The organism is Streptomyces sp. CA-135486 (assembly GCF_050936555.1).
Taxonomy (GTDB): Bacteria; Actinomycetota; Actinomycetes; order Streptomycetales; family Streptomycetaceae; genus Streptomyces.
Genome location: NZ_JBNJMM010000002.1, coordinates 139,930 through 166,228, shown reverse-complemented (window position 1 = coordinate 166,228; position 26,299 = coordinate 139,930). Strand labels below are relative to the sequence as shown.

The 26,299-nt window shown below is 69.3% G+C and carries 21 protein-coding genes; 10 read left to right on the top strand and 11 right to left on the bottom strand.

The window, feature by feature from the left end; genetic code table 11:
* Nucleotides 1–975 (bottom strand): dTDP-glucose 4,6-dehydratase, encoded by a 975-nt coding sequence (gene rfbB / locus ACQEVG_RS19820; protein WP_432985794.1) that lies wholly within the window; start codon nucleotides 973–975, stop codon nucleotides 1–3.
* 175 nt (nucleotides 976–1,150) lie between these two features.
* On the opposite strand from rfbB, the gene ACQEVG_RS19815 reads away from it, so the two are divergent.
* From ACQEVG_RS19815 to ACQEVG_RS19805, 3 genes are all read left to right on the top strand, one after another.
* Nucleotides 1,151–2,293, top strand: coding sequence for a nucleotide disphospho-sugar-binding domain-containing protein (locus ACQEVG_RS19815; RefSeq protein WP_432985792.1), 1,143 nt, complete (start codon nucleotides 1,151–1,153; stop codon nucleotides 2,291–2,293).
* A gap of 47 nt (nucleotides 2,294–2,340) precedes the next feature.
* A complete protein-coding gene (gene rfbH, locus ACQEVG_RS19810) occupies nucleotides 2,341–3,678 on the top strand; it encodes a lipopolysaccharide biosynthesis protein RfbH (protein ID WP_432985790.1) in 1,338 nt (445 codons plus the stop codon).
* A 95-nt stretch (nucleotides 3,679–3,773) separates the two neighbouring features.
* The gene (locus tag ACQEVG_RS19805; RefSeq protein ID WP_432985788.1) at nucleotides 3,774–4,679 is read left to right on the top strand and encodes a Vgb family protein; all 906 of its coding nucleotides are present in this window, start codon (nucleotides 3,774–3,776) and stop codon (nucleotides 4,677–4,679) included.
* A 36-nt stretch (nucleotides 4,680–4,715) separates the two neighbouring features.
* On the opposite strand, the gene ACQEVG_RS19800 is transcribed toward ACQEVG_RS19805, so the two are convergent.
* The 5 genes from ACQEVG_RS19800 to pdhA all read right to left on the bottom strand — a co-directional run bounded on the left by ACQEVG_RS19800 (nucleotide 4,716) and on the right by pdhA (nucleotide 10,154).
* Nucleotides 4,716–5,405: a response regulator transcription factor gene (locus ACQEVG_RS19800; protein ID WP_432985786.1), complete on the bottom strand. Its 690-nt coding sequence runs from the start codon at nucleotides 5,403–5,405 to the stop codon at nucleotides 4,716–4,718.
* Nucleotides 5,406–5,692: 287 nt separating this feature from the next.
* A complete protein-coding gene (locus ACQEVG_RS19795; RefSeq protein ID WP_432985784.1) occupies nucleotides 5,693–6,391 on the bottom strand; it encodes an HAD family hydrolase in 699 nt (232 codons plus the stop codon).
* Nucleotides 6,392–6,607: 216 nt separating this feature from the next.
* Nucleotides 6,608–8,005 carry a dihydrolipoamide acetyltransferase family protein gene (locus tag ACQEVG_RS19790; protein ID WP_432985782.1) on the bottom strand — a complete coding sequence of 466 codons (1,398 nt, stop codon included), beginning with the start codon at nucleotides 8,003–8,005 and terminating at the stop codon, nucleotides 6,608–6,610.
* Nucleotides 8,006–8,022: 17 nt separating this feature from the next.
* Nucleotides 8,023–9,003, bottom strand: coding sequence for an alpha-ketoacid dehydrogenase subunit beta (locus ACQEVG_RS19785; RefSeq protein ID WP_432985780.1), 981 nt, complete (start codon nucleotides 9,001–9,003; stop codon nucleotides 8,023–8,025).
* 2 nt (nucleotides 9,004–9,005) lie between these two features.
* Nucleotides 9,006–10,154 (bottom strand): pyruvate dehydrogenase (acetyl-transferring) E1 component subunit alpha, encoded by a 1,149-nt coding sequence (gene pdhA / locus ACQEVG_RS19780; RefSeq protein WP_432985778.1) that lies wholly within the window; start codon nucleotides 10,152–10,154, stop codon nucleotides 9,006–9,008.
* A 471-nt stretch (nucleotides 10,155–10,625) separates the two neighbouring features.
* Here pdhA and ACQEVG_RS19775 point away from each other — a divergent pair, with 471 nt between their 5' ends.
* Nucleotides 10,626–11,633, top strand: coding sequence for a phosphotransferase (locus ACQEVG_RS19775; protein ID WP_432985776.1), 1,008 nt, complete (start codon nucleotides 10,626–10,628; stop codon nucleotides 11,631–11,633).
* Nucleotides 11,634–11,882: 249 nt separating this feature from the next.
* On the opposite strand, the gene ACQEVG_RS19770 is transcribed toward ACQEVG_RS19775, so the two are convergent.
* Nucleotides 11,883–13,406, bottom strand: coding sequence for a protein kinase domain-containing protein (locus ACQEVG_RS19770; RefSeq protein ID WP_432985774.1), 1,524 nt, complete (start codon nucleotides 13,404–13,406; stop codon nucleotides 11,883–11,885).
* 358 nt (nucleotides 13,407–13,764) lie between these two features.
* Here ACQEVG_RS19770 and ACQEVG_RS19765 point away from each other — a divergent pair, with 358 nt between their 5' ends.
* The 6 genes from ACQEVG_RS19765 to ACQEVG_RS19740 all read left to right on the top strand — a co-directional run bounded on the left by ACQEVG_RS19765 (nucleotide 13,765) and on the right by ACQEVG_RS19740 (nucleotide 21,290).
* Nucleotides 13,765–15,378 carry a protein kinase domain-containing protein gene (locus tag ACQEVG_RS19765; protein WP_432985772.1) on the top strand — a complete coding sequence of 538 codons (1,614 nt, stop codon included), beginning with the start codon at nucleotides 13,765–13,767 and terminating at the stop codon, nucleotides 15,376–15,378.
* A 206-nt stretch (nucleotides 15,379–15,584) separates the two neighbouring features.
* A complete protein-coding gene (locus ACQEVG_RS19760; protein ID WP_432985770.1) occupies nucleotides 15,585–16,178 on the top strand; it encodes a hypothetical protein in 594 nt (197 codons plus the stop codon).
* An 84-nt stretch (nucleotides 16,179–16,262) separates the two neighbouring features.
* Nucleotides 16,263–16,898 carry a PadR family transcriptional regulator gene (locus ACQEVG_RS19755; protein WP_432985768.1) on the top strand — a complete coding sequence of 212 codons (636 nt, stop codon included), beginning with the start codon at nucleotides 16,263–16,265 and terminating at the stop codon, nucleotides 16,896–16,898.
* A 133-nt stretch (nucleotides 16,899–17,031) separates the two neighbouring features.
* Complete coding sequence (locus tag ACQEVG_RS19750) at nucleotides 17,032–17,784, top strand: ABC transporter ATP-binding protein (RefSeq protein WP_432985766.1); 753 nt, start codon at nucleotides 17,032–17,034, stop codon at nucleotides 17,782–17,784.
* Entirely contained in the window at nucleotides 17,781–20,642 is a 2,862-nt protein-coding gene (locus tag ACQEVG_RS19745; protein ID WP_432985764.1) for an FtsX-like permease family protein, read from the top strand. The genes ACQEVG_RS19750 and ACQEVG_RS19745 overlap by 4 nt, the downstream gene beginning before the upstream one ends.
* 108 nt (nucleotides 20,643–20,750) lie before the next feature.
* Entirely contained in the window at nucleotides 20,751–21,290 is a 540-nt protein-coding gene (locus ACQEVG_RS19740; protein WP_360866901.1) for a bacterial proteasome activator family protein, read from the top strand.
* A gap of 544 nt (nucleotides 21,291–21,834) precedes the next feature.
* Here ACQEVG_RS19740 and ACQEVG_RS19735 read toward each other — a convergent pair.
* Genes ACQEVG_RS19735 through ACQEVG_RS19720 form a run of 4 tightly spaced genes read right to left on the bottom strand, consistent with a single transcriptional unit; the run spans nucleotide 21,835 to nucleotide 26,228 of the window.
* Nucleotides 21,835–22,824: an NAD(P)H-quinone oxidoreductase gene (locus ACQEVG_RS19735; RefSeq protein WP_432985761.1), complete on the bottom strand. Its 990-nt coding sequence runs from the start codon at nucleotides 22,822–22,824 to the stop codon at nucleotides 21,835–21,837.
* Nucleotides 22,825–22,834: 10 nt separating this feature from the next.
* A complete protein-coding gene (locus ACQEVG_RS19730) occupies nucleotides 22,835–23,905 on the bottom strand; it encodes a potassium channel family protein (RefSeq protein WP_432992752.1) in 1,071 nt (356 codons plus the stop codon).
* Nucleotides 23,906–23,925: 20 nt separating this feature from the next.
* Nucleotides 23,926–25,299: a molybdopterin molybdotransferase MoeA gene (locus ACQEVG_RS19725; protein WP_432985759.1), complete on the bottom strand. Its 1,374-nt coding sequence runs from the start codon at nucleotides 25,297–25,299 to the stop codon at nucleotides 23,926–23,928.
* Entirely contained in the window at nucleotides 25,296–26,228 is a 933-nt protein-coding gene (locus tag ACQEVG_RS19720) for an NTP transferase domain-containing protein (protein WP_432985757.1), read from the bottom strand. The genes ACQEVG_RS19725 and ACQEVG_RS19720 overlap by 4 nt, the downstream gene beginning before the upstream one ends.
* Nucleotides 26,229–26,299: the final 71 nt, after the last annotated feature.

The following is a 26,299-nucleotide window of genomic DNA, read 5'->3' as shown; positions in this document are numbered from 1 at the left end:
TCACCTTTTCTTCAGCGCCGTCCACCAGTCATGGTTTTCCCGGTACCAGTCGATGGTGTCGGCGAGCCCGGAGGAGAAGTCGTGTCGCGGCTCATAGCCGATTTCCGCGCGCGCCTTCGACCAGTCCACGGAGTAGCGACGGTCGTGGCCTTTGCGGTCCTCGACATGCTCGATCATTTCCCGGTCGTGGCCGAGTGCGTCGAGGAGCAGATGGGCCAGTTCTATATTGGCCAGTTCCTGCCCGCCGCCGATGTTGTAGATCTCGCCCGGCTGCCCCTTCTCCACCACCAGCCGGATGCCCTGACAGTGATCGTCGACATGCAGCCAATCACGTACGTTCATTCCGTCGCCGTAGAGCGGCACCTTCTTTCCTTCGAGGAGATTGGTCACGAACAACGGGATGACCTTCTCGGGGAATTGGTACGGGCCGTAGTTGTTGGAGCAGCGGGTGATGCGTACGTCCATTCCGTACGTACGGTGGTACGCGAGGGCCAGCAGATCCGAGGACGCCTTGCTCGCCGCGTAGGGGGAGTTGGGGTTCATCGGATCGGTTTCCGGCCATGAGCCCCGTTCCAGGGATCCGTAGACCTCGTCGGTCGAGACATGTACGAACGTGCTGACGCCATGCCGTCGAGCCGCGCTGAGCAGCACTTCTGTGCCGAGCACGTTCGTACGGACGAAGACCGAGGCTTCGGCGATGGAGCGGTCGACGTGCGACTCGGCGGCGAAGTGCACCACGACGTCCTGGCCGGCCATGACCTCGTCGACCAGCTTCGGATCGCCGATGTCTCCGTGCACGAACGTCAGCCGCGGATCAGCAAGATGTGCCGCGATATTGCTCTTTCTTCCGGCGTAGGTCAGCTTGTCGAGCACGGTGAGCCGTTCCACCGCGCGCGCGGGAAGATCGCTGCCGAGGAGGCTGCGCACATAGTGCGAACCGATGAAGCCGGCGCCGCCGGTAACCAGAATGCGCATCTAATTCACCTGTCCAGCATTCGAGGACGAATGCCGACGACCCTGCCAGCGCGGCCGACCGCCCGACAAGGCGATTCTGGGCTGCCCGTGAGGCCATGCACCAGACGGCTACACCCAAAGGACTGATAATTGGCGGGCGTTGACCGAGGGAAAATGGATTCCTTATGTTCGAGCAATGCGAATTCTGGCGACCAGTGCCCCCAACCAGGGGCATCTCTATCCAATGATTTCGACGCTGTGGGCATTGCGGAACGCCGGCCACGAGGTACTGGCCGCGCTGCCCGACAGGTTCGCGCGGCTCACCGCCGAGGCGGGAATCTCGTCCGTGGCGGTGGCCGAGGACTTCCGGCTCGGCGACCTCGGCACCAAGAGGGCCCAGCAGGGCTCGTCGATCGCCGAGTTGACCGACCACATCATCGACTACTACGTGCCCGCCACCGAGCGGACCGTGGACCGGACCGTGGCCGTGGCCGAGACCTGGCGGCCCGACCTGATCCTGTGCACCGACTGGGAGTACGCGGCCCCGATAGCGGCCGGTCTGATCGGTGTGCCGACGGTCCTGCACGGCTGGGGGCTGCTCGCCGACCCCGCGGTCGACGGGCCGATCGCCGAGGCGCTGCGGCCGGTCCGCCGCAAGTGGGGCCTCGGCGAGGAGGCGCACAGCCACTGGAAGATCATCGACAACTGCCCGCCGGAACTGCAGTGGCGGACCCCGCCGGCCAACGCCGTGCCCAGCCGGTACGTCCCCTTCAACGGGGCGGGTGTGATGCCGGAGTGGCTGTTCGAGCAGCCTGACGCACCACGGGTCCTGGTAACCCTCGGCAACGCGCCGATCGGCGGTGACCACGCCAATGTCCTCCAGCGCACGGTCCAGGCGCTGACCGCCTTCGACATCGATGTGGTCATCGCGGTCGGCGACCACATCAAGCTGGACCAGCTGGGCGAGCGCCCGGCCCGCACCCGGCTCATCCACACGCTGCCGCTCTCGCAGGTGCTGCCGACCTGCACGGCGGTCATCCACCACGGCGGTGCGGGCAGTGCGATGGCCGCGACCGCCGCCGGCCTTCCCCAGCTCGGGCTGCCGCAGATGTGCGTCCAGTACCAGCACGCGGACCGGATCGCGGCGGTCGGCGCCGCTCGCGTACTGCACCCGCAGGAGGCCTCCGTGAAGGCCATCAGGGAATCCGTACGCCTCGTGCTGGAGGAGCCCGGCCTGCAGGAGGTCGCGTGGCGGCTGCAGAACGAGAACGCCGCGCGCACCGGTCTCGACGAGACGGTCCGCCTGCTGGAGACGGCCTTCGAAGCCGAGTGCCGCTGACCGCGGTCGGTCCCGATTTCCCACCAGACGAAGCGAAGGAGTCCAGTGTGACCAGCGCACCCGTGCAGACAGACAGCCGTGAAGAGGCCAAGGCCCAGCTCCTCGACGCCGTACGCAAGTTCCATCGCTCCACCGAGTCCGACCGGCCGTTCGTGCCCGGTGTCACCCCGCTGTACTCCTCGGGACCGGTCTTCGACGACGAGGACCGCGTCGCGCTCGTCGAGGCCGCACTGGAGATGCGGATCGTGGCGAAGAAGACGGCGCAGGAATTCGAGAGCCGCTTCTCCAAGACCATCGGTGTACGCAAGTCCCACCTGGTGAACTCGGGCTCGTCCGCCAATCTGCTGGCGATCAGCGCGCTGACGTCCCCGCAGCTGGCCGACCGGCGGCTGGTTGCGGGCGACGAGGTCATCACGGTCGCCGCGGGCTTCCCGACCACCGTCAACCCGGTGCTGCAGAACGGCCTGGTGCCGGTGTTCGTGGACACCGAGCTCGGTACGTACAACGCGAGTGTGGACCGGATCGCGGCGGCGATCGGCCCGAGGACCAGGGCGATCGCCCTCGCCCACACACTGGGCAATCCGTACGCGGCCCGCGAGATCGCGGAGCTGGCCGAGCAGCACGACCTGTGGCTCGTCGAGGACAACTGCGATGCCCTGGGCGCCCGTTACGACGGTCGGCTGACCGGTACGTTCGGCGATCTGTCGACGCTCAGCTGCTATCCCGCGCACCACATCACCATGGGCGAGGGCGGGGTGGTCTCCACGAGCGATCTGCATCTGGCGCGCATCGTCGAGTCGCTGCGCGACTGGGGAAGGGACTGCTGGTGCGCTCCCGGCGAGGACAACAAGTGCGCCAAGCGGTTCCGGTGGCAGCTGGGCACCCTGCCCGAGGGTTACGACCACAAGTACATCTATTCCCATGTGGGTTACAACCTCAAGGCGACCGACAGCCAGGCCGCCCTGGGACTGACCCAGCTGGCCAAGCTGCCCGTCTTCATCGAGGCGCGCCGGCGCAACTGGCAGCGGCTGCACGACGCGCTGGCCGACGTGCCGGGTCTGCTGCTGCCGAGCGCCACCCCGAACAGCGAGCCGAGCTGGTTCGGCTTTGTGCTCACCGTGCTGCCGGACGCCCCCTTCACCCGCCGTGAGCTGGTGGCCTTCCTGGAGGCGAGGAGCATCGGGACGCGTCAGGTCTTCGCGGGCAATCTGACCCGGCACCCGGCCTATCAGGGCACGAACTACCGCGTGGCCGGCGATCTGACCAACAGCGACATCATCACGGAGCACAGCTTCTGGATCGGTGTGCACCCCGGGCTCACCGACGAGATGACCGACTACATGGCCCAGTCCGTCACCGACTTTGTACGCAGCAAGGGGCGTTGAGCCCGTTCCGCACTCCGGTCGGCCCTTGCGGTGGAGTGCGCTCCAACTCGTACGTTGTCCGTCGGCGCACTCATGCACTCCCCCAAGAGGTGGTCATGCGTTCCTTACTCCTGCCGAAGCTGCTCGTGGGCGGCCTGCTGATGTCCTCAGTGGCAGCCTGCGGAGGCGACGACGACGCGGGGCGCTCCGGCGCATCGCGGTCGCCGGGATCCTCCGCCTCCTCCGGTCCCCCCACCGGGGGAGGCGGAACGGGCGGCGAGCCCGCCGCGAAGGCCCGAGAAGCCGGGAAGCCGAAGTACACCGGCTTCTCGTCGCCGACCGGCCTGGTTTTCGGCCGGGACGGCTCGGTGTATGTGTCCAACTGGTCGGCCGGCACGGTCGAGCGGATCACCCGCGACGGCAAGCGCTCCGTCCACGTCAAGGGGCTTGAGGCCCCCGCCGGTCTGGCCGTGGACAAGCGGGGCGCCCTCTACATCGCCGACTACAACGCCGATGTCGTCTACCGCGCCCCGGCCGCGGGGAAGCTGGAGAAGTTCGCCTCCGGCTTCCACACCCCGACCGGCATCAGCTTCGACTCCCGGCAGAACCTCCTGGTCACCAACCGGGCGACCAACGAGCTCATGAGCGTCTCCCCGGACGGGAGGAGCAGCAGGGTGGCCGATGGGCTGCGCACCCCGGTGGGTGTGGTCGAGGCCGCCGACGGCACGATCTATGTGTCGAATTACGAGGGTGGCCTGCTGTCCCGCGTCACGCGGGACGGGACCGTGGAAACCCACTCCAAGGACTTCGACGGCCTCGGTGTGGGAATCGTCGCCGACCAGGCGGGTTCCGTTTTTGTCACCGACCGTACGGCGGGCGAGATCAAGCGGGTGGCCCGCGATGGCTCAATCACGTCCGTTCTGACCGGTCTGAGTTCGCCTGTGGCCCTCGGCATCGATGCCGAGGGCCACCTGGCAACTGCAACCTGGGGGGATTCCGCTTACTATGAGCTCCCCTCATAGCAGCCCCTTTGCACAAGACCCTCACAGAGGGTCTTGTCAGTTCATTTCCCGGGCTTTCACATAACGCTCGTAGAGACCTTCACGCAGAGCCCTGGAAACAGCGAGCGTGCGATTGTTGCAGTCCATCTTGGCCAAGATATTGGCCACCAGGCGCTTCGCTCCGTGCTCGGATATCTGGAGCCTGCGGGCAATTTGCCTGTTGCTCAGCCCCTCGACCATGAGTACAAGTGCTTCCTGCTCCCGCGGGGTCAGCCTCAGCTGACCCCTCGGCGCGTCGTTGCGCCGGGTCGCGAGCAGGAGCAGATCCTGGGCCAGCTCGGGAGGGATGGGCACGTTACCCCCGGCGACGGAGGCCAGCGCCTTGTTCAGAGTGTCCTCGTTGATCCCGTCGATCTTCACAAAGCCGGCCCTGATACCGGCCATATTGGGCAGTTCGTCGAGATCGTCGTCCTCGATGAGCAGCATGATGCGGACTCCGCGATCCTCGTTCTGGCGTAATTCCGCGGCAACCTCGCCGTCGACCTCGCTCAGCAGCGCGATGAGCAGGTCTCCGTCGTCGAGACCGTCAGAAAGCGCTCCGGCGAGCCCCGGCAGGGAGCGGATCTCGACTTTCGGTGGCACTTGAAGCATTCGCTCGACGCCGTAACGCAGCAGTCCATTCCCGATTGCCACGACGACGCGCCGTACAGTGATCTCTCTTTCCTTAATTTCCGAGACGCCCAGCAAGACTACCCCCTGTTGCTTTGAAGCGCGCCGGCGGTCATCCGACTCCGGGCACAAGTCAAGGATACCGACGGGATTCAGCCATCCTATGTGATATAGCTCACCACCAGTAAATTGAACAAGATACAAAAGAAGTTCAGGAAATAACTACCGCACCGCATGCGCATACCCGAATGGCCCACCGGGACCATTTCGTTAATGGATCCGCAACACGGCCGGAAAGAAAGCGAAAAGAAACCCCCGAGCATAAATGCCGGGGGTTAATTGAAGCGGAATTACCGCCCTGCGTTTCAGCGGTCGGCCGCGCGGCGCGCAGGCGCGGGAGCGGACGACAGCACCGGCCAGCCCCGCTCCTTCGCGAGGGCGACCAGCGCCGGATCGACGTCGACGACATGGGGGTTCCCGACCTGCTCCAGCAGTCCCAGATCGGACAGATGGTCGCCGTATCCATAGCAATTCGCAGGTGAGAGGCCGTGTGCGGCGATGGTGTCGGCCACCGCGGCACTCTTCGCCGCGCCGATCATCGGCCGGTGCACCTCGCCGCTGAGCAGTCCGTCCGCTGTGACGACGGGCTCGGTGCACAGAATGACGTCCGCGGCGATCTCCTCGGCAAGCGGCTGGAGAACGGCGCGGAACGAGCCGGAGACAAGGCAGATCAGATCGCCGGCCGCACGGTGCGCGTCCAGGGCGTCGAGCGTGGCTCCGACGAACGCGGTGGGCCCGGCGCGGTAGCCGGCGTACCACTCGCGGCCCGCTGCCGTCAGCTCCCGCTGCGGTACGCCTTTGAAGAGCCGGTAGTAGGTGCGATTGATCTCGCTGCGGTCGACGTTGTTCGCGGCCAGGGCTCTGATGTCCGCCATGACCCTGTCGTATCCGGGCCCGGAGTCCCCGTTCAGGGCCATCCAGTGGCGCAGAAACGCGAACATGCTCTTGGCCGTGATCACCGTCTCGTCGGCATCGAAAAACGCCGAACGGCGCGCTGAAGTCATGGTGTTCCCCATCGCCAGTCATCGTCTGCCGCCGTCCCGGACGATCATTTCCGCTCGGACGGAGGACGGACAAGGACAGTTCGGGCTGCTCCTTCGGGCACACCGGACGGGCATGGCGGAGGCCCGGGCGTCACTCGCCCGGGCCTTGCCTTGTGACCTGCGGATCGGACCTGGGGATCAGGCCTGCGGATCAGGCCTGCGGATCAGGTCTGCGGATCAGGCCCAGGTGATCAGCCGCTTCGGGTTCTCCAGGATCGCCGCGACGTCCGCCAGCACCTTGGAGCCCAGCTCGCCGTCGACCAGCCGGTGGTCGAAGGAGAGCGCGAGCGTGGTGACCTGGCGCGGCTTGACCTTGCCCTTGTGGACCCACGGCTGGAGCTTGATCGCCCCGACCGCGAGAATCGCGGACTCACCCGGGTTCAGGATCGGCGTTCCCGTGTCGACGCCGAAGACGCCGACGTTGGTGATGGTCACCGTGCCGCCCTGCATGGCCGCAGGAGTCGTCCTGCCCTCGCGGGCCGTGGAGACCAGCTCGCCCAGCGCCGCCGCCAGTTCGGGCAGCGTCTTGTCGTGCGCGTCCTTGATGTTCGGCACGATCAGACCGCGCGGGGTGGCCGCCGCGATACCCAGGTTCACATAGTGCTTGAGCACGATCTCCTGGTTGGCCTCGTCCCAGGCGGCGTTGACCTCGGGGTTCCGCTTGATCGCGACCAGCAGGGCCTTGGCGACCAGCAGCAGCGGATTGACCCGCAGCCCCGCCAATTCCTTGTCGGCCTTGAGCTCCTCGACGAGCTTCATCGTCCGCGTCACATCGAGCGTGATGAACTCCGTGACATGCGGCGCGGTGAAGGCGCTGCCGACCATCGCCGCCGCGATGGCCTTCCGTACGCCCTTGACGGGGATGCGTGTCTCCCGCTCACCCGCCGCCACCGGCGCGGGCGCCTCGGCCGCCGGCTCCGGCAGGACAGCGGCAGGCGCCGGGGCCACCGCCGCGTGGACGTCCTCGCGGGTGATGATCCCGTCGGGACCGGTCGGGGTGACCGTCGTCAGATCGACGCCGAGATCCTTGGCGAGCTTGCGGACCGGCGGCTTGGCGAGCGGACGGTCCAGCGTGACCGTACCCGCGTGGCCGTTGAGCTCGCCCTGGACCGCCGCGGCGGTGGGCGGCGCGGAGTACGTGCCCGCGGGCGCGGCCTGGGGCTGCTCCGGGACCGAGGTCCCCTTGCGCGGGCGACGCTTGGTGGAGGACTCGGCGACGCCGTAGCCGACGAGGACCGGCTGCCGTCCTTCCGGCTTCTTCTCCTCGGCCGGGGCATCGACCGGAGCGGCAGCGGCCACCGGGGCAGCCGGCTCCTCGGGCTCCGAACCCGGGGCCACGTCCACGGTGATGATCGACGTGCCGACGTCGACCGTCGTGCCCTCCTCGAAGCGGAGCTCGTGCACCACTCCGTCGTACGGAATCGGCAGCTCGACGGCCGCCTTCGCGGTCTCCACCTCACAGACGACCTGGCCGTCGGTGACAGTGTCACCGGGCTGGACGTACCACTTGAGGATCTCGGCCTCGGTCAGGCCCTCGCCCACATCGGGCATCTTGAATTCGCGGTAGCGAGACATGATCTAGGGGGCCCTTCTCAGTACGCGAGCGAGCGGTCGACGGCGTCGAGTACCCGGTCCAGGCCCGGCAAGTACTCCTCTTCCAGCCTCGCCGGCGGGTACGGGGCGTGGAAGCCGCCGACTCTCAGCACCGGGGCTTCCAGATGGTAGAAGCACCGCTCGGTGATCCGGGCGGCGATCTCCGCGCCCGAGCCGTAGAAGACCGGGGCCTCGTGCACCACGACCAGGCGGCGCGTCTTCTCCACCGACGTCTGGATGGTGTCGAAGTCGATCGGGGACATCGAGCGCAGGTCCAGGACCTCCACCGACTTGCCCTCCTCGGCGGCCGCGGCCGCCGCCTCGACGCAGACCTTCACCATCGGCCCGTACGCGGCGAGCGTCATGTCGGTGCCGGTCTGGACGGTCCGGGCCTTGTGCAGCGGGCCGGGGATCGCCTCGGTGTCGACCTCGCCCTTGTCCCAGTAGCGCCGCTTCGGCTCGAAGAAGATGACCGGGTCGTCGCTCTGGATCGCCTGCTGCAGCATCCAGTACGCGTCGGACGAGTTGGACGGCGAGACCACCTTGAGGCCCGCGACATGCGCGAAGAGCGCCTCGGGGGACTCACTGTGGTGCTCGACCGCGCCGATGCCGCCGCCGTACGGAATGCGGACGACGACCGGCATCTTGATCTTGCCGAGCGCACGGGCGTGCATCTTCGCGAGCTGCGTGACGATCTGGTCGTACGCGGGGAAGACGAAACCGTCGAACTGGATCTCCACGACGGGCCGGTAGCCGCGCAGCGCGAGACCGATGGCCGTGCCGACGATGCCGGACTCGGCGAGCGGGGTGTCGATGACCCGGTCCTCACCGAAGTCCTTCTGCAGTCCGTCGGTGACCCGGAAGACGCCGCCGAGTTTGCCGACGTCCTCACCCATGATCAGGACCTTGGGGTCGGTCTCGAGCGCCGTGCGCAGCGACTCGTTGAGTGCCTTCGCGATGGGGAGCTTCTGTACAGCCATGGTTAGTTGCCCTCCTCGGCGAAGGACGCCTGGTACGCGATGAACTGGGCGCGCTCCTCGTCGACGAGCGCGTGCCCGTCGGCGTAGACATTCTCGAAGATCGCCAGATGGTCGGGGTCGGGCATGGCCCGTACGGCCTCACGCACTCGCTTGCCGAGCGTCTCGCTCTCCTCGTCCAGGGACGTGAAGAACGCCTCGTCGGCGAGGCCGGCCTTCTCCAGATACGTACGGAGCCGCAGGATCGGGTCCTTGGCCTCCCATGCCTGACGCTCCTCGTCGGCCCGGTACTTGGTCGGGTCGTCCGACGTGGTGTGCGCGCCCATCCGGTAGGTGAACGCCTCGACCAGCGTCGGCCCCTCGCCGCGGCGGGCCCGCTCCAGCGCCCACTTCGTCACGGCGAGGCAGGCGAGTACGTCATTGCCGTCGACCCGGACACCGGGGAAGCCGAAGCCCTGTGCGCGCTGGTAGAGCGGCACCCGGGTCTGCTTCTCGGTCGGCTCGGAGATCGCCCACTGGTTGTTCTGGCAGAAGAACACGACCGGGGCGTTGTAGACGGCGGAGAAGGTGAACGATTCGGCGACGTCGCCCTGGCTGGACGCGCCGTCGCCGAAGTACGCGATCACGGCCGAGTCCGCGCCGTCCTTGGACACGCCCATCGCGTAGCCGGTGGCGTGCAGCGTCTGCGAGCCGATGACGATCGTGTACAGGTGGAAGTTGTTGGTGGTGGGGTCCCAGCCGCCGTGGTTCACACCGCGGAACATGCCCAGCAGATTGGTCGGGTCGACCCCGCGGCACCAGGCGACGCCGTGCTCGCGGTAGGTCGGGAAGACATAGTCGTCGTCGCGCAGCGCACGGCCGGAGCCGATCTGTGCGGCCTCCTGGCCCAGCAGCGACGCCCACAGCCCGAGCTCGCCCTGCCGCTGAAGAGCGGTGGCCTCGGCATCGAATCGGCGGGTCAGGACCATGTCCCGGTACAGCCCGCGCAGCTCGTCCGGGCTCAGGTCGATCTGGTACTCGGGGTGCTCGACGCGCACCCCCTCGGGGGTCAGCAGCTGGACGAGCTGAGGCTCGGCACTCTGCGGCTTCTTCGCTGCGCTCGCGCGCTTGCTGGCGCGGCGCGGTTTGCGCGCGGCAGTGCTCTCCACGGTCACGTGCGTGCTCCTCCGTCGGTCCGGCCCCCGGGGTCCGCCGGGAAACCAGTGCGGCTCGCCTGTTCCGTACCTGTGCACGGGGTGGGTGCGACTCGGCCGGGATCAGGCGTGACAGGTGCCCCGGCGAGCGCCCTGCCAAGGCACGTTACCCAGTGTGTCGCATTACTGCGAAACCCTACTTGACCTGCGATTTTGCTTGGATTTCCAAGTAAATCGAGAAATGCGGGAACAACCACTGGTCACAGCCTTGCAGGCCGCCGGAACACCGGCACGTTATCCCGGTCACCCCGGACACGGGAAGAGTAAATGTGTGAGACCGCTTTCGCGCGCGAAGCCGGAAAAATCGCCGCATTTCTGAAGGATTCCCACGAAGTGATCCGGCGCGTCGTGGCGCGGCCCCGTCGTGGTGCACTCCCGGATTATCTCCAAGAGCCGCCCATTGACCACGCTGCGTGATCTAACATTTGGCGAGTGCCGCGCTCATCTGCAACTGCCCCTCCCCTCGGTCCACTGCTGAACCGCTACAAGGACCCGGGCGAACCACTCTCCTGCGAGCCCGTCACGCAGGGCCTCCTCAACCGCGGCTACCGGCTCGCCACCACCCGTGGCGCGTACTTCCTCAAGCACCACCTTGACGGCGACCGCGAGGCCATCACCCGCCAGCACCGTGCGACCCAGCGGCTCCAGATGCTCGGCGTGCCGGTCGCCCCACCCCTCGAGGACGCGCACGGCGACACCGTCGCGGTGATCGGCGGGCGGTGCTACGCGCTGCACCCCTGGATCGACGGACGGCACCGCGACGGGGCGCATCTGACCACCCTCCAGTCCCAGCGGCTCGGCTCCCTCCTCGGGCTCGTACACACCTGTCTGGAGCAGGTCATGGACGTGGACGACACCGAGGGCAGGCAGTACGAGAGCGCCGACCCCGAGGAGACGTTCGCGCTCATCGACGAACTGCTGGTGCTGGCCCGCCGGGCCCGTCCCCTGGACGCCTTCGACGCCCTGGCCGAACACCGCCTCCTGGAGCGGCGCGAACTGCTGGAGCGCCATGCCGACCGCAGGCCGCCGCCGGCGTCCGCGGGCGGCTGGGTGCACGGCGACTTCCACCCGCTGAATCTGCTCTACCGGGACGGGGAGCCGGCCGCGATCGTCGACTGGGACCGGCTGGGGGTGCAGCCGCGCGCGGAGGAGGCAGTGCGGGCTGCGGCCATCTTCTTCGTCCAGCCGGCCGGGGAGCTGGAGCTGACGAAGGTACGGGCGTATGCGCGGGCCTACCGGCGGGCGGCCGGCGCGGACGCGGCGGAGCTGACGGCGGCGGTGCACCGGGTGTGGTGGGAGCGGCTGAACGACTTCTGGATACTGCGCTGGCGCTACCAACTGCACGACCGAAGGGCCGACCCGCAGTTCCCTGCGGCGTCGGCCCTGGCGGTGTGGTGGACGAGCGAGTACGAGGCGGTGTGCGAGGCCTTCGCGGGCTGAGCAGACCGAGGCGCGGCATCAGCCTCGCCGGGCGAAGGGTCCGGGACAGAGCCGCACACCTCGGCCCTCCGGCGATGGCGGCGCAAGATCAGCCTCACCGGCGTTCGCGGCGCGGGGTGTGGGGCGGAGCCCCACATTTCAGCCCGTCCGGCGATTGAGGCCCGGGGGGCCCGAGGCCCGAGGCGTAGCCCGAATCAAGCCCCGCCGGCGTTCGCGGCGCAGTCCCGACGCCCACCGCAACCGCCCCCGTCAGGGACTCCCGCCCGGATCCCCCGGCCCGCCCGTCGGATCACCGGTCGGATCACCCGTCGGCTCCGTCGGATCCGCCGTCGTCGGGTCGACCGTCGGATCACCCGTCGGCTCCGTCGGATCGGCCGTCGTCGGGTCGTCCGTCGGCGTCTGCGGATCGCTCGGCGTGTACGACGGCGTCCAGGACGGCGTCCAGGAGGGCTGCTGATCGTCACCCGTGGGGTCCGGATCCTCGCTCTGCCCGGTCTCCTCCTCGGACGGCGTCGGCGAGGCGCCCGGCGTCGTCGGAGTCTGCGAGGTCTTCGTGTTGTCCTGCGGTCCTGTGCCGGCTTCCTTCGCCCTGTCCACCGCGAACGCGACACCCGCCGCGATCGCGATCACCGCGAGCACGGCGAACAGCCACATCTTTCCGCGGCCGCCCTTGCCACCCCGGCCGTCCCGGTGACCGCCGTCGTATCCGCCGTCGTTGGGGTTCACCGGCGGCAACAACGGCCCCTGCGAGGTCTCGCCGTGCACCGGGTGATGCATCGCCGTCGGCCCGGTCGTCCCCATCGCAGGGGTGAACGCGGCGTCGTGCATCTCGACCGGACCCGTGTTCCAGGTGCCGGAGTGGCTGCCCTGCTGCTGCAGCATCTGCAACCCGTACTGGACGAGGCCGCGCATCTCCTCCGCACTCTGGAACCGGTCGTCCGGGTCCTTCGCGAGCGAGCGCATCACCAGACCGTCGAGCTCCGGCGGCACCACGTCCGAGACCTCGGACGGCGGCACCGGGATGTCCTGGACATGCTGGTAGACCACCGAGAGCGGGGTCTCGCCGGTGAACGGGGGCCGCAGGGCGAGGAGTTCGTAGAGCAGACAGCCCGTGGCGTACAGATCGGAACGGTGGTCGACGGCCTTGCCCAGCGCCTGCTCGGGGGAGAGGTACTGGGGCGTGCCCATGACCATGCCGGTCTGGGTCATCGTCGACTGCGCGCCGTGCAGGGCGCGCGCGATGCCGAAGTCCATCACCTTCACCGCACCGGAGTTGGTGATGATGACGTTCGCGGGCTTGATGTCCCGGTGCACGATGCCGTGCTGGTGCGAGTAGGCGAGCGCCTCCAGTACACCGGAGACGATGATCAACGCCTGCTCGGGCGGCGGGGCTTCAGCGTTGACGAGCAGATCGCGGATGGTGCGGCCCTCGACGAGCTCCATCACGATGTAGGGGACGGTCTGCCCGCCCACCACGTCCTCGCCGGAGTCGTAGACCGCCACCACCGCATGGTGGTTGAGGCCGGCCACCGACTGCGCCTCACGCGTGAAACGGGCCTTGGAGACCGGATCCTCGGCAAGGTCGGGCCGGAGCAACTTGACGGCGACGGTACGGCCGAGCCGTACGTCCTCCGCGGCGAACACCTCGGCCATGCCACCGCGTCCAAGACGGTGCGTCAGGCGATAGCGGCCGTCGCCGACCACTCCGCCGATGCCCCAGGAGTCGGCCGCATCCGGCACTCCGCCGTTGCCGGCCTCGGATTCGGGTGCCATCAGTCCTCGCCGTCGTATCTGTCCGCCTGCGTAGTGTTGCGTGCGGGATTCGCTGTCGTCCTCAGTTCTCTGCCACGTCACGCTACAGCCTTCGGGCGATGCGGCGGTTTCGAGTGGACCGACCATCAAAGCCTCTGCCGGTCCGGCCACGCAAATCCCATGTTTTTCCTGTAACGCTTCCGAGACGCTTGTTGTGCGTACGGTCACGGAACGGGCACCTGGCTTGACGTGTCTCTGCCCTCGGGCAGACTTGGCCTGTAGTACGGATCACGCCAACGAATCATCTCAATACTGATCACGGCAATACGGGTCGCGGCCTTACGGAACACGGGCCTTCGCGCCGAGGGGGAAGCACAGGATGAGCCAGGACGGCGCACAGGGCCGCTATGCGGGAGGTTCGGTCGCCGGCGGCCGGTATCAGCTGCGCGACCTGCTCGGCGAAGGCGGCATGGCCTCCGTGTATCTCGCGTACGACTCGGCGCTGGACCGCCAGGTCGCCATCAAGACGCTGCATACGGAACTGGGGCGCGAGCAGTCCTTCCGCGAGCGGTTCCGGCGCGAGGCGCAGGCGGTCGCCAAGCTGTCGCACACCAACATCGTGTCCGTCTTCGACACCGGCGAGGACGAGCTCGATGGCTCGTTGATGCCGTACATCGTCATGGAGTACGTCGAGGGCCAGCCGCTCGGATCCGTACTGCAGGCGGACATCGCGCAGTACGGCGCGATGCCGGCCGACAAGGCGCTGAAGGTGACGGCCGATGTGCTGGCCGCCCTGGAGACCAGCCATGAGATGGGCCTGGTCCACCGCGACATCAAGCCCGGCAACGTGATGATGACCAAGCGCAATGTCGTGAAGGTCATGGACTTCGGCATCGCGCGCGCCATGCAGTCCGGCGTCACCTCGATGACGCAGACCGGCATGGTCGTGGGCACCCCGCAGTATCTGTCGCCCGAGCAGGCGCTGGGGCGCGGCGTGGACGCGCGGTCCGACCTGTACTCCGTCGGCATCATGCTGTTCCAACTGCTGACCGGGCGGCTGCCGTTCGACGCGGACTCGCCGCTGGCGATCGCGTACGCGCATGTGCAGGAGGAGCCGGTCGCTCCGTCCACGATCAACCGCTCCGTCACGCCCGCGATGGACGCACTGGTCACGCGGGCGCTGAAGAAGAACCCCAACGAACGTTTCCCGAGCGCCGCGGCGATGCGCGACGAGTGCGCGCGGGTGGCGAGCGCCGGGCAGACGGGGGCGCCGGTGATCATCGGCGGCGCGCCGACGACGAGTGGCGCGGGGGTCGGTTCCGCGGTCTTCCCGCCGCTGGGCCAGGCGACTCCGGCACCGCAGAGCGTGCAGACGCCGTACCAGCCGGGTCCGTACGGGCAGCCGACTCCGGCGCCCGTTCCGGCGCAGCAGTACGGGTACCCGCAGACGCCCGCTCCGGTCTCCCCGTACCAGCAGCATGCTCCGGTGGCCTCGACTCCGCCCCCGTACTCCCTCTCACCGCAGACGGCGGTGCCGGGCGGCAACGGCGGCGGCAAGCGGAACATGCCGGTCATCGTGGGCGCGATCGTGGTGGCGCTGCTGGCGGTCGGCGGTCTGATCACGATGATCGCGCTGAACAAGGACTCGGGGAGCGGGGACAACGCGGGCGACGACCCGAGCTCGAGCGAGTCGGTGGACGCGGGCGTCAATGCGCCGGACCGTACCCGGACGATCGACAAGTCGAAGTGCACGGACGCCACGGAGGACGGCACCGACCCGTCGAAGGTTCAGGCCCCGCAGCTCCTCTACAAGGACATCCTCTCGGTGAAGGACTGCCTGCGGGAAGCCGGCTGGACCTGGAAGGTGACCGAGGAGGACAACCCTCAGTACCCCAAGGACGCCGTCATCCTGCAGTACCCGAGTTCGGGCGAGGCCATCGTGCCGAAGAGCCAGGAGTTCGAGCTCACGATCTCCACGGGCAAGTCGGGCTGACCCGGCCCGCACCGTTTTCCCGGAACGGCCCGGCACGCAGCGCGCGTGCCGGGCCGTTCTCGTTCCCGTTCCCTTTCCCGGTCCCTTGTCCGTTCCCGTTCCCGGTCCCTCGTGCAGCCGCCCGAGATGCCGGAAGAGTCATGACATGTGACCCTGAGTCCGATATCTCGGCGACTCGGCGACTCGGCACGGGAGGGGGTCACCCGGTGACTCCAAGGCTCCGCACACAGTGCGCGATCATCGTCGCCTCGTTCCTGCTGCTGGCCACGCCCGTTGCGTACGCCGAGGAGTCCGAGGCCTCCGACCCCTCCCCAACGGCCACTCCCGTCGCCTCCGCCTCTCTCGCCGGGCGGCAGGCGGGGGAGGGACGGCCCCGGCCCGGACGGCCCCCCAGAACGGTGAGCCCGAGCGATGACGAGAGTGACGGCGAGGCGTACGACAGGGGCGACCCGGCCCGTACGCCGTCCACCGGAGCGTCCGTGTCGCCTTCGGCGTCTGTTTCCGCCTCCCGTTCCGCTGCCACTTCCGCGGCCCCGTCCCATGCCCATCCGGCCAAGCCGGACCCCCCTCCTGCGGAGGACGAGGCACTGGAGAAGGAGGAGCCGGAGGAGCCGGACGGCGCCTGGGCCGCGCCGACGCCCACCCCGACCCGTACCGCTCCCGCCGCCGCACGTCACCAGGGACCTCAGGCCCTCCCCGAGCCCATCGCGCACCAGATCTCCCCGCTGTCCCTGGGGATCGGTATGGCCCTCATGGGGCTCGGCATCGGCTTTCTGGGCGTACGGCTGAGGCGTCGTTGACCCTCGCGTCATCCTCAAGATGGAGGCACAGGCTCCGCCTATTGGTGGTTGCTGGCCCCCGCATACCCGGTATACATACTGAGTATGTCCATCCGACACGGGCTCCTCGCCCTCCTTGAGCACGGCCCTCGCTACGGCTCCCAGCTCCGTACGGAGTTCGAGTCGCGCACCGGTGCCACCTGGCCGCTCAACGTCGGCCAGGTCTATACGACCCTCAGCCGCCTGGAGCGCGACGGCATGGTCGCCCAGGGCGGCGAGGACGACGCCGGTCATGCGCTCTACGTCATCACCGATGCCGGGCGGACCGAGCTGAAGAGCTGGTTCGAGACTCCCGTGGACCGCAGCAGCCCGCCCCGCGACGAGCTGGCCATCAAGCTCGCGATGGCCGTCGGCGCGCCCGGCGTGGACATCCGCAACGTCATCCAGTCCCAGCGCCACCACACCGTGCGGGCGATGCAGGACTACACCCGGCTCAAGGCGCAGGCCCTCACCGCGATCGAGGGCGGCGGCTCGGCCGAGCGCGACGACGTGGCCTGGCTGCTCGTGCTGGAGCAGCTGATCTTCCAGACCGAGGCCGAGGCGCGCTGGCTCGATCACTGCGAGGTGCGGCTCATCCGGCTCTCCGCGGCGGCCCACCGGGGAGCCGAGGGCACGACGGCCGCTTCTCTGCTCGGGCAGCCCGCTGCATCGGCCGAGGCACGGCCCGCGCCGCCGACCTAGCCCGGGCCGGGCTTCCCGCTCGGCAACCTCTCCGCCCTCACTGACCTCACCGTCGTCACTGACCGCTTCGCATCTCTGAAGCTCCGTACATCCGCTCGTACGTACTCCGTCCGTCCAAGGGGGGACCCTTCCCATGTCTCAACACCAGTCACAGACATCACAGCAACCTGTGCTGCAACTCCAGGAACTGACCCGTGTCCATGGCAGCGGCGCCACCGAGGTGCATGCGCTGCGCGGCATCAACCTCGATGTCTTCCCCGGCGAACTCGTCGCCGTCATGGGCCCGTCCGGTTCCGGCAAGTCCACGCTGCTCACCATCGCGGGCGGACTCGACACCCCCACCTCGGGCCGCGTGATCGTCGAGAACACCGACATCACCACAGCCGACCGCAAGACGCTCGCCGCCCTGCGCCGCCGCAGCATCGGCTATGTCTTCCAGGACTACAACCTCATCCCGGCCCTCACCGCCGCCGAGAACGTCTCCCTGCCGCGCGAGCTGGACGGCATCTCCGCACGCAAGGCCCGTACCGAGGCCGTCGCCGCACTGGAGGAGATGGAGCTCGGGCATCTCGCCGACCGCTTCCCCGACGAGATGTCTGGCGGTCAGCAGCAGCGTGTGGCCATCGCCCGCGCCCTGGTCGGCGAACGCCGTCTCGTCCTCGCCGACGAGCCCACCGGCGCCCTGGACTCGGAGACCGGTGAATCCGTACTTGCCCTGCTGCGCTCGCGCTGTGACGCCGGCGCGGCCGGCATTCTCGTGACCCACGAACCGCGCTTCGCGGCCTGGGCGGACCGTGTGGTCTTCCTGCGCGACGGCGCGGTCGTCGACCAGACCATCCGCAGCCAGGCCGACTCGCTGCTCTCCGGCCAGGCGGCCGAGCTGTGAGGACCTGGTACCACTCCTGGCGGGCCGCGATCCGGATCGCCCGCCGCGACGCCTGGCGCTCCAAGGGACGCAGTTTCCTCGTCCTGGCGATGATCGCGCTCCCCATCCTCGGCGTGAGCGCCGCGGATCTGACCCTGCGCAGCGCCGAACTGTCCACCGAGCAGAGCCTTGAGCGCACGCTCGGCGCAGCGGACGCGCGGGTGTCCGACCCCGGCATGGGCGGTACGCCCATCAAGCAGACCCCCGATGCCAACAGCTATACGCCGGTGGAGGACTTCGACGGCAAGCCGTGGCCCGAGGGCAAGACGGATGTGACGAAGGCGCTGCCCGCCGACACCAAGTCCCTGTCGGACTCCAAGGGTTCGGGCAAGCTGCGCACCACGCACGGTCTGCTGAACACCGAGATCCGGGAGCTCAAGTCCTCCGACCCGATGGCCAAGGGCATCATGGTCGTCGACGAGGGCCGGCTGCCGCAGAAGTCCGACGAGGTCGCGGCGACCACGCACTTCCTGGAGTCCAGCGGTCTGAAGGTGGGCGGCAAACTCACGGCCCGCGGACTCGACCGTGAATACAAGATCGTCGGCTCGTACGAACTCCCCGACGAACTGGACACCGACCAGGTCAACGCGCTGCCCGGCGCGTTTCTCGCCCCGCTCGACAAGGCCCTCGAAAAGGCCGGGCTGCCCGTCACCGAGGCGAACACCACATATCTCGTGACCGTTCCCGGTGGTTTCACGTGGAACATGGTCAAGGAGATCAACGCCAAGGGTGTGACGGTCAATTCGCGCGCGGTCGCTCTCAACCCGCCCGCCAAGGCCGACGTTCCGATCTACCAGGAAGAGGGCTGGGGCACCTTCGAGGACAGCACGGCCGCCAAGGCCGCCGCGCTCGCTGCCGTCGGCACCGTCGTCGGCCTCGCCATGCTGGAGATCTGCCTGCTGGCGGGGCCCGCCTTCGCCGTCGGCGCCCGGCGCTCGCGCCGCCAGCTGGGTCTGGTCGGCGCCAACGGCGGCGACCGCCGCCATATCCGCGCCATCGTCCTCGCCGGTGGTCTGGTGATCGGCGTCGCCGCGGCCGTGGTCGGCACCGCCCTCGGTCTGCTGCTCACCTTCGTGCTGCAGCCGGTGCTCGAGAACTACATGGGCCAGCGCTTCGGCAGCTTCGACGTGCGGCCGCTGGAGCTGCTCGGTATCGGGCTGCTCGCCGTACTCACGGGCCTGATGGCAGCGATCGTCCCGGCGATCACGTCCTCCCGGCAGTCCGTACTGGCCTCGCTCACCGGTCGACGCGGCGTCCGCAAGAGCAGCCGCGCGCTGACCGTCGTCGGCCTGATCGCGGTGGCACTGGGCGTGGTGATCGCGCTCTACGGATCGGTGGTGACCGACCAGTCCATCATCGTCGCCGGCGGCAGCGCCGTCGCCGAGCTGGGCGTGGTCGCGCTGACCCCCGCCCTGGTCGGCCTGTTCGGCCGGACCGGACGCATCCTGCCGCTCTCTCCGCGCCTCGCGCTGCGTGACGCGGTGCGCAACCGGGGCCGCACGGCTCCCGCCGTGGCCGCGGTGCTGGCCGCGGTCGCGGGCACGGTGGCCGTGGTGACATACGCCGCAAGCCGCGATGCCCAGAGCGAGGCGGAGTACGAGGCGCGTCTTCCGCACGGCGCGGTCTCCGTGGTCCTCGACGAGGGAGGCGGGCGGGATGTCCCCGCGGTGCGCGCCACCGTGCAGAAGATGCTGCCCATCGACGTACGGGCCGATGTGGACCGGATCTCGGTCGGCAAGCCCAGCTGCTCGCCGTACAGCGACGGGGAGGGTTGCGGCCGCTACGAGATCGTCGTGCCCAAGGCCAACCAGTGCCCGCTGTGGATCACCGACCCGACCAAGCCGGACGAGGACCCCACGGCGAAGTTCAGCAAGGCCGAGCGCCGCAAGCTCGCCGCCGACTGGCGCTGCAAGGAGTCCGGCGGCTACGCGAATGTCGAAGGCGGTGTGCTGGTCGGCGACGCGAAGCTGCTGAAGGTACTCGCGATCGACGACCCCGGCGCCGAAAAGGCGCTGGCGGCCGGACAGGTCGTGGCGTTCGACAAGCGCAACGTCGACACCAAGGGCAAGATCAGCATCCGTCTGATCACCGATACCAAGGAGGCCGACGAGGCAGCGCAGAAGGGCCAGGATGCGCCGGGCGTGATCAGGACCTTCACCGCGCACCAGGTCGCCGGTGAGCCCGTGTCGTACGGCGTCTCGATGATTGTGCCGCCTGCCGCGGCCAAGTCGGCGGGCATGAACACGGTGCCGCTCGGCGCGTACTACTCGACGGACAAGATGCCGAGCAGCGAGCAGCGCCAGCGTCTCGACGGCGAGCTCGACAAGACCGGCTCCGATGTAGCCCTCCACATCGAGGAGGGCTACACCAGCAAGAACAGCATCATCCTGCTGTCGCTGACCGTCTTCGCCGGGCTGATCACCATTGGCGCGGCCGGTATCGCCACGGGCCTCGCCCAGGCCGATGCCGAGGCAGATCTGAAGACGCTCGCCGCGGTCGGCGCCCCGCCGCGGGTGCGCAGGACGCTCAGCGGCTTCCAGTGCGGGGTGGTGGCGGCCATGGGTGTGGTGCTCGGCTCGGCGGCCGGGGTACTGCCCGCGATCGGGCTGCGGCTCACCGAGGAGCGCGAGCAGATCAAGTGGTACCAGCAGGCACTGGACCAGGGCTACGACTCGGGCGGTTCGGTGCCGTACGTACCGATCATCGTGCCGTGGGAAACCCTGGCCGCGCTGCTCGTCGCGGTCCCCTTGGGCGCGGCGCTGCTGGCGGCGCTGGTGACCCGCTCGCGCGGGGCGTTGGCCCGCCGAGAGGCAACATAATCGGCCATTGATCGCACTGCCTGCGGTTTTGTGCCCCCGTACGAGGGTGGATCACTCTCGTACGGGGGCACACCGTGTGGTGACGCCCATGTGAGAGAGAATGGCGGCATGGAGATGCCGAGGAATGAACGGTCGCAGGAGAGCCCCCACGTCCTTGTCGTGGGGCAGGACGGAATGGCACTCGGCGGCGGTGACGGTGACGACGAGTCGCGCGAGGTCCCGGTGACGGAGATGGTCGAACAGCCGGCGAAGGTCATGCGCATCGGCAGCATGATCAAGCAGCTGCTGGAGGAAGTCAGGGCAGCCCCTCTGGACGAGGCGAGCCGGGTCCGGCTCAAGGAGATCCACGCCAGCTCGGTCAAGGAACTTGAGGACGGCCTCGCCCCCGAACTCGTCGAGGAACTCGAGCGTCTCTCGCTCCCCTTCACCGACGAGGCAATCCCCTCCGAAGCGGAACTCCGCATCGCCCAGGCCCAGTTGGTGGGCTGGCTGGAGGGCCTCTTCCACGGAATCCAAACGGCCCTGTTCGCCCAGCAAATGGCAGCCCGCGCCCAACTGGAACAAATGCGCCGAGCCCTGCCACCGGGCGCCCCGCACGACGACGATGACGGCCAACACGGAGCAATCCGCTCGGGCCCGTACCTGTAGTTCTGGGAAGCCACCGCCACGGAGGGTTGGGGGGCACTGTGCCCCCGGCCACGCGGCAGGCAGTCGATCCCGCGCCAGAGCCGGCGCCCGGGGGTGCGGGGGTACGCAGTGCCCCCGCACCCGACCAGGCCTTCATGCCGTCCGGCGAAGCCGGTACGGCACCCGGAAGCGAACGACGCGGGCCGCGGCGCAGCCGCCGAGAGCGCGGCCCGGGTACGCAGACCCCGGCTGCTGGGCTGAGCCGTGCGGCGCAGCCGCCACGACCGGCCAGCCCCCGGACATTCTCGTGCGGCGAAGCCGCCACGGCACCGGAGCGGGGGTACGCAGTAGCCCCGCACCGGACCTCGCCTCTCATGCCGTCCGGCGAAGCCGGTACGGCACCCCGGAAGCGGCGCGGGCCGCGCGGCGCAGCCGCCGAGAGCGCGGCCCGCGGGTGCGCAAAACCCCAGCCCCGGCCTGAGCCGAGCCCTGCGGCGAAGCCGCCAGGGCGCCGGGGGTGCGGGGGTACGCAGTAACCCCCCGCGTACAGGGCGGGCGGGTGGGGTCAGCCCGCCGCCGGCGAGACCAGCAGGACCTTGCCGATATTCGCGCCGGACTCCAGCACCCGATGGCCCTCCCCCGCATCCCGCATCGCAACCCTCCGGTCCACCACCGCCTGCACCCGACCCCCCTCGATCAGCGTCCACACATGCTCCCGCACCGCCGCCACGATCGACGCCTTCTCGCCCAGCGGCCGCCCCCGCAGCGACGTCGCCGTCACGGCCGCCCGCTTCCCCAGCAGCATCGCCAGGTTCAACTCACCCTTGACGCCGCCCTGCAGGCCGATCACGGCCAGCCGGCCGTTGACCGCCAGCGCCCGCACATTCCGGTCCAGATACTTCGCGCCGATGATGTCGAGGATGACGTCCGCCCCCGCCCCGTCCGTCGCCTTGCGCAGCTCCTCCACGAAGTCCTGCTCGCGGTAGTCGATCAGAATGTCCGCGCCCAGCTCCGCGCACCGCGCCAGCTTCTCCGGCCCACCCGCCGTGACGGCCACCCGCGCTCCCACCGCCTTGGCCAGCTGAATCGCCATCGTGCCGATCCCGCTCGCGCCACCGTGGACCAGCAGCGTCTCGCCCGGCCGCAGGTGAGCGATCATGAACACGTTCGACCACACCGTCGCGGTCACCTCCGGCAGCGCCGCCGCCGTGATCAGGTCCACCCCTTCCGGCACCGGCAGCAGTTGCCCGGCCGGCACGACGACCTTCTCTGCGTAACCACCGCCCGCGAGCAGCGCGCACACCTCGTCGCCCACGGCCCATCCCGAGACACCGGGCCCCAGGGCCGAGATGCGCCCCGAGCATTCGAGCCCGGGATACGGGGACGCGCCGGGCGGCGGATCGTAGAAGCCCTGCCGCTGCAGCAGATCGGCGCGGTTGACGGCGCTCGCCACGACGTCGACGAGGACCTCTCCCTCGCCGGGCACGGGATCGGGCACCTCGGCCCAGACAAGCGCTTCGGGACCACCGGGTTCGGGAATCGTGATCGCATGCATGGGCGCGAGGCTACTCCGGAAGCGGCCTGCCAAGGCTGTTGAGGGGTGAGCCACCATCCGCGCGCACGATCGTGATCAGCCGGTCCGTCAGCTGCAACGGACTTGCCGCCGGATCGTCGTAACCGATCAGCCGATGCCCGCGCAGCACGCTCACCACCAGGTCGTCCGTCTCCCGCACACCGCGTCCCACCTCGGCCTTTATCACCGGCCGTTCGATGAGGTCGAGCCCGCTGCCCTGCTGGATCAGGTCCTCCATCACGATGCCAGCGCTCGGGCTGAGCACGGACAGGCCCAGCAGCCGGCCCGCCGCACTGGCGCTGGTGATCACCGCATCGGCACCGGACTGGCGCAGCAGCGGCGCGTTCTCCTCCTCCCGCACCGCCGCGACGATCTTCGCCCCGCGATTGAGCTGCCGCGCGGTCAGCGTGACAAGCACCGCCGTGTCGTCGCGCTGCGTCGCAATGACGATCTGGCGGGCCTTCTGCACCTCGGCCCGTAGAAGCACATCGCTGCGGGTCGCATCTCCGATCACCCCCACAAAGCCCTCTGTGTTGGCCGTCTCGATCACCTTGCTGCTGGGGTCGACAACGATGATCTGTCCCTTCTTCAGACCCGTGGCAGTCAGCGTCTGAATCGCGGACCGGCCCTTGGTACCGAAGCCCACAACGACGGTGTGCTCACGCAATTGAAGCCTCCAGCGGTTCAAGCGCCACTCCTCCCGGGTCCGTTCCGTGAGGACCTCGAGAGTGGTGCCGACCAGGATGATCAGAAAGAGCACGCGCAGCGGCGTCACCAGCAGCACATTGGCGAGCCGGGCCCCGTCGCTGTGCGGAACGATGTCGCCGTATCCGGTCGTGGAGAGGGTGACCGTGGCGTAGTAGACGGAGTCGAGGAAGTCGACGGAGTCGTCGGCGTTGTCGTGGTACCCCGACCGGTCGGCCCAGACGAGCAGTACGGTCAGGGCCAGCACCCCCAGGGCCATCAGCAGCCGTTTGCCGACCTGCCGCAGCGGGTGCTCGACGATACGGCGGGGGAGTTTCACCCGGCTGGTGACCAGCTGTTCGTCGGCATTCCGGGCCATGGCGTCATGGCCGGGAAGTTTCACGTGAAACGTCCCCCTCCGGCGACGGAGGAGGTGCCCGGTGTCCACGGCAGATCAAGCACTTCCAGCTCGTCGCCGGACCGCGCACCGCCTGGCGGTACGACGGCCAGCCCGTCGGCAGCGGCAATGCCACGCAACATGGCCGGCCCGTTGTAGTGCAGCGGTACCAGCATTTCGGCGCGGTGGACGAAGGGCACGAGGCGGGTGTCGTACGGATGCCCGTGCACCTCGTCACGTACGGGAGCGCGATAGGGAACGGGCGCCGGGTGGCCCGCAAGCCCCCGCAGCAGCGGCTCGGCGAGCGTGTGGAGCCCGGAGACGGCGGCCAGGGGATTTCCGGGCAGGCCCACCAGATGCCGGGCAGGCCGGTCACCCTCCTGGGCCAGCCGGGCAAGGAGCATCGGATGCCCGGGGCGCACGGCGACACCGTCGACCAGCAGCTCGGCCCCCGCCTTCCGCAGGACCGGGTGGACATGGTCGACGGGGCCCGCGGCCGTACCGCCGGTGGTGAGGATGAGATCGGCGTCGGAGGTGGTGACGGCCTCGTGGAGGGCTTCGGCGTCGTCGCCGAGGCGGCGGGTGGCGATGACATCGACGCCGAGGGCACTGAGCCAGGGGCCGATCATCGGCCCGAGCGCGTCGCGGATCAGGCCGTCGTGGGGGAGTCCGGCGGTGAGCAACTCATCGCCGAGGACAAGGACTTCGACGCGCGGCCGGGGGACTGTGAGCAGCTCGTCGTAACCGGCGGCCGCGGCGAGTCCCAGCACGGCCGGGGTCACCAGCGAGCCGGCGGGCAGGAGTTGGTCGCCGGAGCGGCACTCCTGGCCCCTCGGCCGGATCTCCTGACCGGTGACCACCTCGCGCTCGGCGTACAGCTGGCCGCGGTCCGCGGTACGGGCGTGCTCACTGCGGATCACCGCGGTGGTCTCGGGCGGGATACGTGCCCCGGTGGCGATCCGTACCGCCACGCCATCGGGGAGCGGCGGAACCTCGCCGTGCCCGGCAAGGATCGAACCGCCGCCCTGAACGGTCCAGGGCCCGGGGCCCGCGACGGCCCAGCCGTCCATGGCGGAGGCGTCGAAGGAGGGCAGGTCGCAGAGTGCGGTGAGCGGCTCGGCGAGCACCTGGCCACGAGCCTGATCGAGGGGGATGCGCGCGGTACGGGGCGGGGCGGAGCGCCCGATGCGCGCGGCGAGTGCCCTGGCGTCGGGCCAGGGGGTCGCGCGGTGCCGGACCGTCGCGGGCCCGCCGGCCGGCCCGGAGCCAGTCCCGGGAGCCGAGCCGGGGGCGGCCTCCTGCCGCGTCTGCCGGCCGACCAGTGCGAGGGCATCCTCGACGCCGTCCGACTCGGCGTCCTGCTCCTGACCGTTCATACGGCGTCGCCCCGGTCCGGTTCGCCGGGCTCGGCGGCCTTGACCGGCCCGGGAGGCTCAGCACCTTTGGCGGGCCCGGCCTGGGAGGCGGCCTGCTCGGCTTCCTCCGCCCAGCGCCTGGCGAGCGCGGCCGCCTTGCGGGCGGCCTCCGCGACCGCCGCCGGGCCGCCGCTGCCCGCCTGGGCCGCCGCGTACCCCACCAGGAAGGTGGTGAGCGGCGCCGCGGGACGGGCGACGCCGTGCGCCGCGTCCCGGGCGAGGTCGAGCAGGGCGCCGGTGTCGACGTCGAGTTCGATGCCGAGTTCGTCCTTGACTGCGGTGATCCATTCGTCCAGCACGTTCCCATGCTCCCTGATACGGGCCCGGGCTGCGGAGATGTCCTCCCAGGTGTCGCAGTCGAAGGAGGCGAGCGGCTCCGCATCGATCCGGGCGAGATCCAGTTCCTGCGTCAGCAGACGCAACGGCAGCCCCGCCAGACTCCCGTACTCGGTGGCGAGAAGAGCGAGCTCACGACGGAGCGGCTCGGTACAGTACGCGGCGACCAGAGGCTGGTCGCGGCCGTCGGGATCGGTGAGCAGCGCCGCCTCGCGCCCGCTCGTCCCAAGGGTGCCGATCAGCCGGCGCACCGTGCGCTCCCCCAGGAACGGCAGATCGGCCGAGAGCACAAGGACTGCCTGTGCCTCGACCTGCCGCACGCCGGCGTCCAGCGCGGCGAGCGGCCCGCCGCCCGGGGGCTCCTCACGCGCCCAGACCACGGGGCGCGCGGTGGCCCTGCGCCCGCCGACCACAACGGTGCGTCCCGCGTCGCGGCACGCCCCGAGCACGCGGTCGAGCAGGGGGCGCCCGCCCACGCTCACCGCCGGCTTGTCGGCCCCGCCCAGCCGCTTCGCGGCACCTCCGGCGAGCACGATGGCGTCATACGCGGTCATGCCTGAAGTATGGGCCGCGATCGCGTGGGCGGAGAACCCCGATTGGATCTCTGCTGGGTCCGTCTCGCTGT